A 12,438-nucleotide genomic window follows, 5' to 3' on the forward strand; every position below is an offset into this window, starting at 1 on the left:
CAAGAATACCACATGGATCACATCAAACAACCTAGAGCCGCCAATAAGCGCGGTGCCAGATGCTAAAACCAGCGCTTCAAGTCGCTGCTTTTGTCGAACGTCTTCCCCACCGTCCCTACTGCACTGATGATCCGGCGCAGGGGCTGCTTATTCGCCCACAAGCGACCGCACTGGCTTATCGTCATATCCAGCATAACCCGCCGCCGCATGTCTCCACGTTGGTTTTTGACGTGGACAGGGCGGACGGTTGTCACGCTTGGGAGGATGCGGGCTTGCCCGCGCCTAACTGGGTTTGCCTCAATGTGCGTAATGGACATGCCCATTACGGTTACCTGCTGACTGCCCCTGTAGCTCGCACCAGTGCAGCCAAGCAAAAACCGTTGCGCTATCTGGCGGCCATAGAGCACGTTCTGGCGAAGAGACTGGGTGCTGACATGGGTTATGCAGGGTTAATAACTAAAAACCCCGTACACAGCGACTGGTGGACGATATGGCATCACTGCGAGCCGTTTAGCCTCGACTATCTGGCAGAGTTCTGCCCAGATGCGGATTTGGCTGCCTATAGCCGCCGCAGTCGCAAAGAGGTCGGCGGTCTGGGGCGTAACGTCACGGTGTTTGATAACGTGCGTGAATGGGCCTACAGCGCAGTTAGATCGTACTGGCGGCCTAACGGGTTCGAGGCTTGGGCCGATGCGGTGAGAGCAGCTTGTGAGAGCTCCAATGCGTTTGGACGCGAGCAGGGTGGCCCGCTGCCCGTATCGGAAATCAAGGCCACGTCCAAGAGCATCGCTCGCTGGGTGTGGAACCGATTTACCCCCGCAGGGTTTAGCCAGGTGCAGGCGCATCGAGGGGCTAAGGGAGGGCGTATATCCAAGCGTCCAACCAAGAATGGCATGGCTCGGGCCGACTTGTTGCCCGAGGTGGTCAAGCTCAAGGAACGGGGTTACAGCAACCGTGATATTGCTGAGGATCTGCAAATTTCAGCCAGTACGGTGAGCCTGTACCTCAAACGTGTACGAGAGTGATCGAATAAGCCTTATCAGATAACAGCGCCCCGTAAGGGGCGTTCTTATTTCAAAAAGTATTTGAGAGAGAGGATCGGTGCGAGGGGGGTAAGGCCGATCCCTAAGGGTTGTCCATCAGGCCGTGTGTTTGGCCTGTGGGCAATAGGTCTTATCCCCGGAGCTGTTTGTTTTCTGCTGTTCGTAGTGCCTGCAGGATCTCCCCGGCCTGTTCCGGGGTCAGAACCACCGCTGACCCTCGATCCCGGATAGCCTGCATCTGGGCATCTAACCCCTCCATCAGCGACCTATTTATTGTCACCGTAACGTTATTGCCCTGCTGTTTGGCACGGTAGGCTGCTTGTCGTTCTGCCCCGCTTTTGGCTGTTCCGGTCTTTGGTCTACCCCGTCCGCGCTTGATGCCAAACATGTCCCCAGTACCCTGATCCGTGGTGTCCTTCATTGTGTCATTTCCTGTCACTGTAACGGTAATTTATTATGTGTCACTGTGACAATAATTAGCAAGTTGCCGCCCCCCTATTTTTTTGCTGTACTGGTTATTAGCCAGCGTACCCGTATTACTTTTCGCCCGCTTCGCGGCCTCCAGTAATACGGGGCTGGTGAGGGGCCTAGCCCCTTCAATCCCCCACACAAAACAGCCGGAGGCACCGTGTCCAGAGTCCCGAAAACGACCACCATCAGCCTACGGATCGACAAGCCCACTGCCGCCGAATGGCGGGAGCGAGCAGCAGCCTCTGGGCTCAGCGTGTCGGACTGGATCAGGGGGGCGGTGGATGCTGGCCAGCAGACGAACTTGCCGACGCCACAGCGCCGCCCCGTCCGTGTCCGTGACACCAGCAACGATGCCGATCCGGCGCTGATGCGCCAGCTGGCCGCGTTGGGATCGAACCTCAACCAGATCGCCCGTAGCCTGAATGAGTGCCGGCTAGTCGGTGCACCGGTCCGACTGGTGGAGGTGCTGGCCCTGCTGCGCAGCATCGAGGCGGAGGCGGCCCACCTGCTGCCCCAGTTGCCTCCGCCCCCCAAGCCGACCACCAAGGAGAGCAGCAGCGATGCACGTTAAATTCCTAGCCCACGGTACGGGCAGCGGCGCCCGCGCCTCGGCCTACCTGCTTGGGGCGCACGACCACACAGGAGCGGAGCGGGCCGGGGTGACGGTACTGCGGGGGGATCCGGCGCTGTTCGCGGCGGTGGCCGACTCACTGCCGTTCCAGCAGCGGTACTCCAGCGCGGTGATTTCGTGGGCCGCTGAGGAGGCACCGACCACTGCCGAGATCGACGAGGTGCTGGCCGATTTCGAGGCGCTGGCATTTGCCGGACTGGAGCCGGAGGACTACCACATGACCGTCGTCCAGCACGACGAACCGGATGGCGGGGCGCATGTGCACATCCTGATCCCCCGTGTTCACCTGGGCAGCGGAAAATCGTTCAACCCGGCCCCACCAGGTCAACGCGACGACTTCTATGCGGTCAGGGATAAACACAATCATGCCAAGGGCTGGGCGCGGCCAGACGACCCGCTCCGGGCACGGCTGCTGCGGCCGGATTTCGAGGCATACAAGGGCGACCACCCGGCCATCAAAAAACAAATCACCGACCACCTAATAGGGGCCACCGCGCAGGGGGTGATCACAAACGCCGCCGAGCTGCGGGCCTACCTGCAAGAATCGCTCGGGTGCGAAATCACGCGAACGGGCATGGATTACATCAGCATCAAGCCGGAGGGCTACCCCAAAGCCGTCCGGTTAAGGGGAGAGTTATATGGAGCATCTTGGACCGCAAAAGGCGCAATTGAGCGAGAGGCTCAAGTTGCAGCACGAGCAGGCATTGGGCGAGGTGGAGAAGTTAGCGAAAGCGGTGCTCGACGAGCTCAAGAAAGACTTAAAAAAGCGTGTGAACGACGAGCTGAATACAACTGTGGGCGCTATCCGGGACGGGATCGAGGGATTGCCCCAACAGATCACCGACTCGGCCGACCCATTGAGGGAGGTCTTGGAGCAGGCACGGAGCGAGGCCAACACCCTCAAGCTGATCTCCAGCGTCTGGCTCAAAGCCTTGCTGGTCGGGGTATGCACCTCAGTGGGGATCGGGCTGGGGAGCTGGGGGGTGTTGAGCTGGATGGGCAGCGAGGTTCAGCGGTTGAACAGCGAGATCAGCAGCGCGAAAGCCACGTTGGCGGAGCTTCCGACCGGAGTGACCTTCGTCCATCAGGGGGGCAAGAGCTACATCCTCGCCCCCAGCATGGGGGAACCGTTCGAAACGAAGAGCGGCAAAATGGCCGTGGAGGTGAACTGAATGACCGAACTGGAGCGGATATTGATCGACAGGTTGGAGCGGATGGAAGCGGCGCACCAACGGCAGACGGCGGCTTTGGAGCAGCGATTGCAGCAGCAGGCGCTCTCTTTGAACGAGTTGCAGACCGCTTGCACCAGCGCGCTGGTGAGCTGCGGGACGTTATGCAGCGAGCTACAGCGTTCGTTCGAGGCGTTGCAGAGCGGGGTAGAACGGTCGAACAGAGCGACCACGACAGCGTTTGGCAGCTTGAACAACAGTGTCAACGAGTTGAGCAAGGCGCTGGACGCCTTACACAAGGCGCAGAGCTGATCGCCAACAGGGCTAAAGCGCTGCGTGAAGAGCAGAGCCAGAGTAGCGGGTTGAGTATGTGATATTTTGTCACTGTGACGATAAATATAGGGAGCGGGGCAATGGAATTCGATAAGCACGATCTTGAGATTGATGGTGATCGGGTATGGCTATTGGACGCAGACGGTCAGCGGCTGTGCGACCTGAACGACATGCGGTTGCTCGATTTTGAATGGCGGATCAGCGTGGAAGGCGGCTTGCTCAACTTCGATTTGGAGGCCAGCGAGTGGCGGCAGCGGCTCCTCGATGCGGGCCTTCAGTTGGATTGAAGGGAGGTGGTGCCGATGTGGTTGAGCGATAGATTTCCGGGGTTGATGTTGTGGCATACGGTGACGGTACTGGCCGCCGTGTTCGCGGCGAAAGCCCTGCTGTACTGGGCTGCGGACTGGTTGGTGCTGGGGCCACTTTACAGCGTCTTAGCCGGGCCTTCGTGGGATGTGGCGGCATGGATTGCGGCGCTGGCCCTGCTGCTGCGCTGGATGCGGGTCTAACTGCCTGCCGCGCTGCGCTTGGCGACTCCCGAAGGGGGCGCGACAGACTGCGCTAGTCGTCCCCGTTCGGGAGTGTGGCCAGATCCAGAAACACCCTGCAGGATCCGGCCCTAAAACCGCCTCAGAAGCGTTGCAAACTTTCAGGCAGCAAATGCACTGCCTTGGGTGTTGCAATGAACCAAAACGCGATACAGGAGGCTGGTTTTGACTGGAGTTGCCGTTTTGGTATGCGAAATCGGCTATTGAACATAAAAGGCGTTATGCGCACTGTACGCCTGCATTTTTTACAACACTCACAAAGACCATCGATAAATAATGTTAAAGAAATTAATTACATGATTTTTTTTAGTGAATTTGAGATAACTTATAGAACGGCGTTAGATGGAGAGATTCATTATCGCATTAGTTCACTGCGATGAATCAGGTATGTCTCGCATATTATTAACTCAAAATGGAAGTAAAAAAATGAATACAGATGATGAAGCAAAGGTTGCTGGCGCGGTTGGTGGTGTAGCTGGTGCTGCTGGAGCAGTAGGAACAGTTGCAGCGGCAGGTAGTGTTGCAGGGCTTGGAGCCGCAGGTATTACTTCTGGTCTTGCTGCTGTTGGTAGCGTTGTTGGTGGTGGCATGGCTGCCGGACTTGCAGTAACAGCAGCTGCGCCTGTGGCTATTGGTGCTGCGGCTTATGGTCTTTACAAGTGGCTGAAAGATTAAACCATAGGAATTAAATAAAGATTGATTGATGTCGTTATATTTGATGATTCAAAGTTAGATGCAACGACATCTCTTACTCGTCAGAGCGTCAAATGTGGAAAGAACTAATCATAGGTTCTACCTCCTTTTCTTATGCGCATAAGGGGGCGTTACGTTAAATCGGACGCCCTTTTTGCTGCCTGTTGTCCGTGCCTGTCATTCAGTAAAGGTGTAGTATCATGTAAACATTGTGGTTCGGTGGGGTGTGTATGAGTGTTATGTCTGTCCGTTTGCCGGATGAGGTAGAGCAGCAGTTGGGGCAATTGGCCCAGTCCACAGGCAGAACCAAATCATGGTTGGCAAACCAAGCTATCCAGGATTATTTGGCGCGAGAAGCCTGGCAGATCACGGAAGTTGAAGCCGCATTGCGTGAAGCGGATGCGGGCGACTTTGTGCCCGAAAAGGAGATGATGGCGAAGTTCAATCGGTGGGGTATCAATGCAGGTTAAATGGCTGCGTAAGGCTGCACTGAACCTTGAGGATGCTCACGATCACTTAGCAAAAGAGAACTCCAGGGTGGCCCAGGAGTTTGTATTAGAGGTGTATCGCTTGGTTCACTTGTTGGTAGATCAGCCAGCAATGGGACGGCCAGGGCGCGTTCCTGGTACACGAGAGCTTGTGCTGCAACCCTATCCGTTCCTCATTCCATACCGAGTGAAGGGCGAGGAGATCCAAATTCTGAGGGTGTTTCATACCCGCTTGCGGCTACCAAGCCACTGGTGAAGGGTGCTTGTAGGTAGGGCGGTATGCGTTTGCGTATGGAGGGGGTCGTGCGGTAACGTACTGCCTAGAAAAGACAAACCCCGAACTTCTGTTGATCAACTTGGCGGGAGATTACAGAGAGTTCGGGGCCGTACTTATGCAATAGGTGAAATATATCACATGGATCACACCAGACAACCCTTTAGCGCCGCCAATATGCGCGGTGGTCATTGAATCGAGCACAGCTTGACCTGTTCCGGGAGCGCCTGCCCCGGAAGCCCTACCACACTGACGAATTTACCACGGGTCTGTCCATTGCGGATGTCAGCCGTGCCCTTGGGGCTCGTTACATCCAGCCGAACGGGCCAACGCATCGGCATTGGCTCGTGTTTGACGTAGACCATGCTGCCGCTACGTTATCCTGGGATGACGTAGGCGCCCCGGCACCGAACATCACGGTGACGAACAGGGCCAACGGCCACGCCCACCTGATCTATGGATTGGAGACCCCGATCCGCACTGCCCCGGACGGCAAGGTGGCCCCACTGCGGTATGCCGCCGCCATCGAGGCCGCCCTCCGGGAGAGGCTGGGGGCCGATCTGGGGTACTCTGGGCTGATCTGCAAGAACCCCCTGCACACCCACTGGCTTGTCCAGGTATGGGAGCCCCACAGCTACAATCTCGGCTGGTTGTCCGACTACCTCGACCTGAGCCCCTACAATGGCCGCAAACAGCTTCCAGCCTACGGGCTAGGGCGTAACTGCACCCTATTCGAGAAAACGAGTCAATGGGCCTACAAGGCGATCCGGCAGGGGTGGCCAGGGCTTGATCAGTGGATGGCCGCCGTGGCGGAAAGGGCGACCGGGTACAATGTCCAGTTCGAGCAGCCGTTGCCCGCCAATGAAGTCCGGCACACTGCCAAGTCGATCGCTAAATGGACGCACCGCAACCTGACTCCCGCAGGGTTCAGTGCAGTACAGGCCGCCAGAGGGGCCAAGGGGGGTAAAGTATCCAAGGGTGGGGGCAGGCCCAGCAACAGCGGTAAGGCCCGCGCAGACCTGATGCAGGAGGTGCTTCGGCTCAAGGTGCAGGGCTACAGCAATCGGGACATTGCAGAGGATTTAGGGATCGGTTCGGCAAGTGTTAGCCGCTACCTCACCAAGATCTCGCCAGAGTGATCCAAACAAGCCTTATCAGATAGTAGCCCCCAGGGGGGGTTCTTTTGGCCTTAAAAGAGTCGTCATAGAGAGCGGCTTGGCGAGGGGGTTAACCGCGGTCCCGTAGGGCTGTCCATCAGGCCGTGTGTTTGGCCTGTGGGCAGTAGCGGTTATCCCCGGAGCTGTTTTATCTCTGCTGTTCGTAGTGTCCGTAATATCTCCCCGGCTTGTTCCGGAGTAAGTACCACCGCCGTCCCCCCATCTCTGATCGCTTGGAGCTGTGCCGCCAGTTCATCCAGGTGAGCCCGATTAATCGTCACTGTAACGTTAATGCCCTGTTGTTTGGCACGGTAGGCGGCCTGACGTTCTGCCCCGCTCTTAGCCCCTCCTGTTTTTGGTCTACCCCTGCCCCGCTTCACGCCGAACATATCCCCAGTACCCTGATCTGCTGTGTCCTTCATGGCCTATTTCCTGTCACTGTAACGAAAATTAAATATGTGTCACGGTGACGATAATAGCAAGCGTACTGGACACCAAACAGGGAGAAGTTCAGACTATTTAGGTACTAAGCCAGCCGACCCCGTATTACGTTTTCGCCCGCTTCGCGGCTCAACGTAAACGGGGGCTGGTGAGGGGCTCTGCCCCTTCAAACCCTGCGCCGCTGCGCTGCTTGGAGAGCCAATGACAAAGCCAGAGCTAAAGACAACAACGGCCAGCCTTCGCCTCGATCCTGCCACCCTAGCCAAGTGGCGCAAGGGTGCCTGTGACGAGGGCCTGACCCTCTCAGACTGGCTGAGAGCCAAGGTGGATGCCGACCAGCAAACCCACATTGCCCCCGCCCGGTCGAGGCGGGAACGAGACCCCCGCCACCTGGCAGATCCGGCGCTAATGCGCCAGCTCGCGGCGTTGGGGTCGAACCTCAACCAGATCGCCAGGGCGGTGAACGAATGCCGCCTGGTGGGGAGCCCGGTTTACCTGGTGGAGCTGCTGGCGTTGCTACGCAGCATCGAGGAGGCAGCCGGAACGTTGCTGCCGCAGCTTCCGCCGCCGCCGAACCGGGAGGGTGACGAGCATGATGATTAAGTTCTTGGCTCATGGCACCGGTAAGGCCAGCAGTGCGGCGACCTATTTGCTGGACAGTCACGACCACAAGGGCGAGGAACGTGCTGGGGTGGCGGTGTTGCGGGGCGATCCGCAGCAGTTTGCCGCTGTGGCGGACTCGCTCGATTTTCAGCATCGATACCGGAGTGCTGTGATCTCCTGGTCGGAGGAAGAGGCCCCCAGTGACGCCGAGATCGGCGCGGTGCTGGATGACTTCGAGGCGCTGTCCTTTGCCGGACTGGATAGGCAGGACGTGCATCTTACCGCCGTGCAGCACCGGGAAGCGGGAGGCGGTGTCCACGTCCACATCCTGGTGCCCCGTGTGCACCTGGGCACGGGTAAATCTCTGAACATTGCCCCGCCCGGACATAGAAAAGACTTTGACGCCCTGCGGGATAAATGGAACTACGGCAAGGGCTGGGCCAGACCAGACGACCCGCTCCGGGCACGGCTGATACAGCCCTCCTTTGACGCCTACAAGGGCCAGAAGGACAGGACTGCCATCAAGCGGCAGATAGGAGAACACCTGCTTGGGGCGGTGGCTCAGGGGCTGATCCGCGACCGGGGCGAATTACTCGAGTACCTGGGCGAGGTGCTCGAATTCGAGATCACCCGCCAGGGCAAGGACTACATAACGATCAGGCCGGAGGGATACCCGCAGGGCATCCGGCTCAAAGGAGAGCTGTATGGAGAAGGGTGGCGAGCTGAAAACACGCTTGAGCGAGAGGTTATCGCAGCGGCAAGCCGAGGAGCTGGCCGAGGTGGCCACGTTGACCGAGGCCAATCTGACACAGCTCAGCGAGCGTTTGACGAAGCATGTGAGCGCCGAGCTGAGTACAACCAGAGACGCTATTCGGCAGCAAAGCAAGCAGATCACCACGTTGTTAGGTTCACAGCAGAGCGCCTTGGAACAACAACAGGCGACCGTGGACGCGCTCAAACGCTTGAGCTTGACGGACTTGGAGCAGATCCAGAAGGGGTTAAACGACGCGATCACCCTCGCCCAGGGGAAGGCAATCGAGCAGGCGATCGATCCGCTCAGGACGGCCCTAGAGCAACTCAAGACGGACGGGGAGGCCCTGAGTCGCGTGACGTTCCGGGGATGGCTCAAACCGCTGCTGATCGCGTCGGCGGTGATCCTGGGAGCCGGGGGCAGTACCTGGAGGGTAGCGGCATACTTAGCGAACGAGATCACCGGGCAACTGACCGAGATTCAGAGCCTAAACCAGCAGATCAGCACAGCCCAACGGACCCTGGACAGCTTGCCCAAAGGGGTGACGTTCGTGCGCGATGGAAAGGGGCTGTACATCGTGGCGAGGCAGATCGATACACCGTTCAAGATGGACGAAGGGAAGTACAAGGGCCTGATGGCCGTGGGAGTGAAGTAGATGACCGAGTTAGAGCGGCTGCTGACAGCTCAATTCGAGCGGATGGAGCAACGGCACCAGGACGAGACGACAGCCTTGCGGGCGCAGCTCGACGCGCAACAGCGCGCTTTGGAGAGCTTGCAGGCGCAGTTGGAGAGCACATTGGGCGAGTACGAGAAGCATTGCGCCAGCTTACACACCGCCTTCGTGGCCTTGGAGAAGAGTACCAGGAGCGAGCTAGCCAGCATGAGCCGGAGTTTGGACCAGACCAACCGGGCTACCGGAGCAGCACTTGGGTCATTGAACAACAGTGTGAGCACAGTCAAAAGCTCGCTGGAGAGCTTGAACAAGGCGCAGCGTTGATCGCCGACAGGGCGGCGGAGCTGCGGAAAGAGCAGCAGCGAGATCGTGGGTTTAGCATGTAATTTATAGTCACTGTGACGATAAATGTAGGGGGCGGGGCAATGGAATTTGATAAGCATGATCTTGAGATTGATGGTGATCGAGTATGGCTATTGGGCGCAGACGGTCAGCGGCTGTGCGACTTGAACGACATGCGGTTACTCGATTTTGAATGGCGGATCAGCGTGGAAGGTGGTCTGCTCAACTTCGATTTGGAGGCCCGCGAGTGGCGGCAGCGGCTCCTCGATGCGGGCCTTCAGTTGGATTGAGGGGAGGTGGTGCCGATGTGGTTGAGCGATAGATTTCCGGGATTGATGTTGTGGCACACGGTGGCAGCGCTGGCCGCCGTCTTTGCAGCGAAATCCCTGCTGTACTGGGCGGCGGATTGGCTGGCGCTGGGGCCAATCTACAGCGCCTTGGCGGGGCCTTCCTGGGACGTGGCGGCATGGATTGCGGCGCTGGCCCTGTTGCTGCGGTGGATGAAGGTTTAGCCCGTTCTGCCTTCTTCGTTGTTCTGCGATAACAAAATTACCGCGAAAAGCGTCACTATCACCGTTACTGACAAACACGGTTCAATCATGGCGTTACCCAAGCACAGAGGTCTGCGTGGGTTGAAGAACTGGGTATAGGAGAGGAAGCGCCTCTCCAATATCCAGAAATTAATGAGGCCAGACATGATTGAACTGCTTAAAACACTAGCCACCAACCCCCTCTCTACGAACCTTGGCTTTATGGCGGCTGTCTTAGCGCTGGGTTTTTTGGTTTTGGTTGCAACGCGATGATGGGTGGGGCCGCTGGCCCCGCCCATTTCAATAGGTGCAACAGTCCAATGCATTGGACTGTTGCCAAAGTTTTTTTGTAATGAATTCAAAAACTCCCGGCTAGTTAAGAGTAAGAGACGAATAACCCCCGACTTATAGGAGGCCGTCTCCACTATCGAACCAACTAGCTTAAGGAGGCTTACATGCCCATCATTCTGTTCCATACCCTGCAAACTCTCGCCACCAATTCCCCGCAAGAAAACCTGTTCGTCGCTGTGGCGGCGCTTTCTATTGCCGTTCTGGTTAGGGTCACTCGTTGAAAAGGGGCTACGGCCCCTACTTCTCTCAATTTTGAAAATTGCCCCGGTTCGCGCTTTAAATTGGATGAAACCAAACCTCGCAGGATCCAGCTCTAAAAACCCATCAGAAGCGTTGCAAACTTTCAGGCGGTAAACGCCCTGTCTTGTGTGTCGAAACGCCCCCCCAACGCGATACAGGCGGCCATATCCTGACGGAGTGGCCGTTTTGCGCATCAGTTTGCCGTTCCCGTTGTCGAGGTCGTGATGGGTTAGATGTTGACATGATCTACTGACACTAGTAACTTTACTGAAATTAGCAATTTCACTAGGTGAGCGCAATGAAAATACCAACGCATTTGAAGCACAAGCCTGTGCTTGAGGTTGTTAACTATCACGAGATTGATGGTCCATATCAGGCCGACACTACCGATGCTAAGGGGCTATCAATCGGCATGGCGCAATGGAATTCACCTGGGAGGGTTGAGTTTTCGGCCAAGGTCTGGCGTCACACTGGTGAAAAATGGTCAAGACAGTCTGAGGAACTGCCGCTCCATCGAGTTATCGATCTCGCGACCTTGGTATGCATTGCAATGGAATATTGTCGTGATGGGAGCTTGTCGTCTTGCGATGATTTCCCTGTTAGCTGGGCTAAAGATAATGCTGATCTTGAGTATCATTTAGGCTTGATGAAAAAAGAGTTAGAGGGCGATGGTGGGAATAAACATCTTGATAGCAGCCTCAGACGGCTAGCTTCTGAGCTGGAAAGGCTAGGTTATAAAGCTTAAGTCGTAACCCACTATGGCTGACTGCGTATAAGGGGGGCGTTACGTTAAATCGGACGCCCTTTTTGCTGCCTGTTGTCCAGGTCGGACAACGAGACTCTGGGTTGTTGTCAGAGCCTGTCATTCAGTAAAGGTGTAGTATCATGTAAACATTGTGATTTAAAGGGGTGCGTATGAGTGTTATGTCCGTTCGCTTACCGGATGAGGTAGAGCAACAGTTGGGGCAACTGGCCCAATCAACAGGAAGAACCAAATCGTGGTTGGCGAATCAGGCTATCCAGGATTATTTGGCACGTGAAGCCTGGCAGATCGCGGAAGTTGAAGCCGCATTGAGTGAAGCGGATGCGGGTGACTTCGTGCCCGAAAAGGAGATGATGGCGAAGTTCAATCGGTGGGGTATCAATGCAGGTTAAATGGCTGCGCAAGGCGGCACTGAATCTGGAGGATGCCCACGATTACCTGGCGAAAGAGAACCCTCGGGTTGCCCAAGAGTTTGTGTTCGAGGTGTATCGATTGGTCAATCTGTTGGTAGCTCAACCCGCTATGGGTCGTCCTGGCCGCGTGCCTGGAACAAGAGAGCTTGTGCTGCAACCCTATCCGTTCCTCATTCCATACCGAGTGAAGGGCGAGGAGATCCACATTTTGAGGGTGTTTCATACCCGCTTGCGGCTACCAAGCCACTGGTGAAGGGTACTTGTAGGTGGGGCGGTATGCGTTTGCGTAGGGAGGGGATCGTGCGGTAACGTACTGCCTAGAAAAGACAAACCCCGAATCTCTGTTCATCGACTTGGCGGAAGAACAACAGAGGATTCGGGGTCGTACTCATGTAACAGGTGAAATATATCACATGGATCACACCAGACAACCCTTTAGCGCCGCCAATATGCGCGGTGGTCATTGAATCGAGCACAGCTTGACCTGTTCCGGGAGCGCCTGCCCCGGAAGCCCTACCACACTG

The 12,438-nt window shown here is 56.8% G+C and carries 19 protein-coding genes and 2 pseudogenes; 20 read left to right on the forward strand and 1 reads right to left on the reverse strand.

Translation table 11 applies throughout. The features are described from left to right. Positions 1-59 precede the first annotated feature (59 nt). From BN4575_RS19585 to BN4575_RS19665, 17 genes and pseudogenes are all read left to right on the forward strand, one after another. Complete coding sequence (locus tag BN4575_RS19585) at positions 60-1,025, forward strand: replication initiation protein (protein WP_068979448.1); 966 nt, start codon at positions 60-62, stop codon at positions 1,023-1,025. A 646-nt stretch (positions 1,026-1,671) separates the two neighbouring features. Then, complete coding sequence (mobC, locus tag BN4575_RS19595) at positions 1,672-2,085, forward strand: plasmid mobilization protein (protein ID WP_042650709.1); 414 nt, start codon at positions 1,672-1,674, stop codon at positions 2,083-2,085. Then, positions 2,075-2,734: pseudogene (locus BN4575_RS22530) on the forward strand (relaxase/mobilization nuclease domain-containing protein); the annotation flags it as partial. The gene mobC (BN4575_RS19595) and the pseudogene BN4575_RS22530, both read left to right, overlap by 11 nt. 49 nt (positions 2,735-2,783) lie before the next feature. Continuing rightward, positions 2,784-3,317, forward strand: coding sequence for a hypothetical protein (locus BN4575_RS22535; protein ID WP_042650716.1), 534 nt, complete (start codon positions 2,784-2,786; stop codon positions 3,315-3,317). A gap of 21 nt (positions 3,318-3,338) precedes the next feature. Further along, the gene (locus BN4575_RS22540; protein ID WP_232105323.1) at positions 3,339-3,626 is read left to right on the forward strand and encodes a mobilization protein; all 288 of its coding nucleotides are present in this window, start codon (positions 3,339-3,341) and stop codon (positions 3,624-3,626) included. A gap of 101 nt (positions 3,627-3,727) precedes the next feature. After that, positions 3,728-3,934, forward strand: a complete 207-nt coding sequence (locus tag BN4575_RS19615) for a hypothetical protein (protein ID WP_042650714.1) — start codon at positions 3,728-3,730, stop codon at positions 3,932-3,934. Positions 3,935-3,955: 21 nt separating this feature from the next. Further along, positions 3,956-4,156 (forward strand): hypothetical protein, encoded by a 201-nt coding sequence (locus BN4575_RS19620; RefSeq protein ID WP_141689883.1) that lies wholly within the window; start codon positions 3,956-3,958, stop codon positions 4,154-4,156. A gap of 381 nt (positions 4,157-4,537) precedes the next feature. Next, on the forward strand, positions 4,538-4,870 hold the full coding sequence (locus tag BN4575_RS21415; RefSeq protein ID WP_256029027.1) for a hypothetical protein: 333 nt from the start codon (positions 4,538-4,540) through the stop codon (positions 4,868-4,870). 257 nt (positions 4,871-5,127) lie between these two features. Further along, the gene (locus BN4575_RS19625) at positions 5,128-5,358 is read left to right on the forward strand and encodes a type II toxin-antitoxin system RelB family antitoxin (RefSeq protein ID WP_017411300.1); all 231 of its coding nucleotides are present in this window, start codon (positions 5,128-5,130) and stop codon (positions 5,356-5,358) included. Further along, positions 5,348-5,632: a type II toxin-antitoxin system RelE/ParE family toxin gene (locus BN4575_RS19630; protein ID WP_042650712.1), complete on the forward strand. Its 285-nt coding sequence runs from the start codon at positions 5,348-5,350 to the stop codon at positions 5,630-5,632. The genes BN4575_RS19625 and BN4575_RS19630 overlap by 11 nt, the downstream gene beginning before the upstream one ends. A gap of 209 nt (positions 5,633-5,841) precedes the next feature. Further along, positions 5,842-6,789, forward strand: coding sequence for a replication initiation protein (locus BN4575_RS19635; protein ID WP_068979451.1), 948 nt, complete (start codon positions 5,842-5,844; stop codon positions 6,787-6,789). Between the two features lie 660 nt (positions 6,790-7,449). Then, on the forward strand, positions 7,450-7,851 hold the full coding sequence (mobC, locus tag BN4575_RS19645) for a plasmid mobilization relaxosome protein MobC (RefSeq protein WP_068979453.1): 402 nt from the start codon (positions 7,450-7,452) through the stop codon (positions 7,849-7,851). After that, a pseudogene (locus BN4575_RS22545) lies at positions 7,844-8,521 on the forward strand (relaxase/mobilization nuclease domain-containing protein); the annotation flags it as partial. The gene mobC (BN4575_RS19645) and the pseudogene BN4575_RS22545, both read left to right, overlap by 8 nt. Positions 8,522-8,555: 34 nt before the next feature. Continuing rightward, entirely contained in the window at positions 8,556-9,257 is a 702-nt protein-coding gene (locus BN4575_RS22550) for a hypothetical protein (protein ID WP_068979454.1), read from the forward strand. After that, a complete protein-coding gene (locus BN4575_RS22555) occupies positions 9,258-9,599 on the forward strand; it encodes a hypothetical protein (RefSeq protein ID WP_068979455.1) in 342 nt (113 codons plus the stop codon). A 101-nt stretch (positions 9,600-9,700) separates the two neighbouring features. Next, positions 9,701-9,907: a hypothetical protein gene (locus tag BN4575_RS19660; protein WP_068979456.1), complete on the forward strand. Its 207-nt coding sequence runs from the start codon at positions 9,701-9,703 to the stop codon at positions 9,905-9,907. Positions 9,908-9,928: 21 nt separating this feature from the next. Next, complete coding sequence (locus tag BN4575_RS19665; RefSeq protein WP_141689884.1) at positions 9,929-10,129, forward strand: hypothetical protein; 201 nt, start codon at positions 9,929-9,931, stop codon at positions 10,127-10,129. Here the strand turns inward: BN4575_RS19665 and BN4575_RS19670 are convergent. Further along, positions 10,126-10,932, reverse strand: coding sequence for a hypothetical protein (locus BN4575_RS19670; RefSeq protein WP_068979458.1), 807 nt, complete (start codon positions 10,930-10,932; stop codon positions 10,126-10,128). The genes BN4575_RS19665 and BN4575_RS19670 overlap by 4 nt on opposite strands. Positions 10,933-11,036: 104 nt before the next feature. Here BN4575_RS19670 and BN4575_RS19675 point away from each other — a divergent pair, with 104 nt between their 5' ends. The 3 genes from BN4575_RS19675 to BN4575_RS19685 all read left to right on the forward strand — a co-directional run bounded on the left by BN4575_RS19675 (position 11,037) and on the right by BN4575_RS19685 (position 12,167). Continuing rightward, positions 11,037-11,483, forward strand: a complete 447-nt coding sequence (locus BN4575_RS19675) for a DUF6530 family protein (protein ID WP_068979459.1) — start codon at positions 11,037-11,039, stop codon at positions 11,481-11,483. 170 nt (positions 11,484-11,653) lie between these two features. Further along, positions 11,654-11,893: a type II toxin-antitoxin system RelB family antitoxin gene (locus BN4575_RS19680; protein WP_068979460.1), complete on the forward strand. Its 240-nt coding sequence runs from the start codon at positions 11,654-11,656 to the stop codon at positions 11,891-11,893. Then, positions 11,883-12,167, forward strand: coding sequence for a type II toxin-antitoxin system RelE/ParE family toxin (locus BN4575_RS19685; RefSeq protein ID WP_068979461.1), 285 nt, complete (start codon positions 11,883-11,885; stop codon positions 12,165-12,167). The genes BN4575_RS19680 and BN4575_RS19685 overlap by 11 nt, the downstream gene beginning before the upstream one ends. The last annotated feature ends 271 nt before the right edge of the window (positions 12,168-12,438 follow it).

Origin of the sequence: Aeromonas sp. EERV15, from assembly GCF_900079845.1 — a bacterium.
Lineage (GTDB): Bacteria > Pseudomonadota > Gammaproteobacteria > Enterobacterales > Aeromonadaceae > Aeromonas > Aeromonas sobria.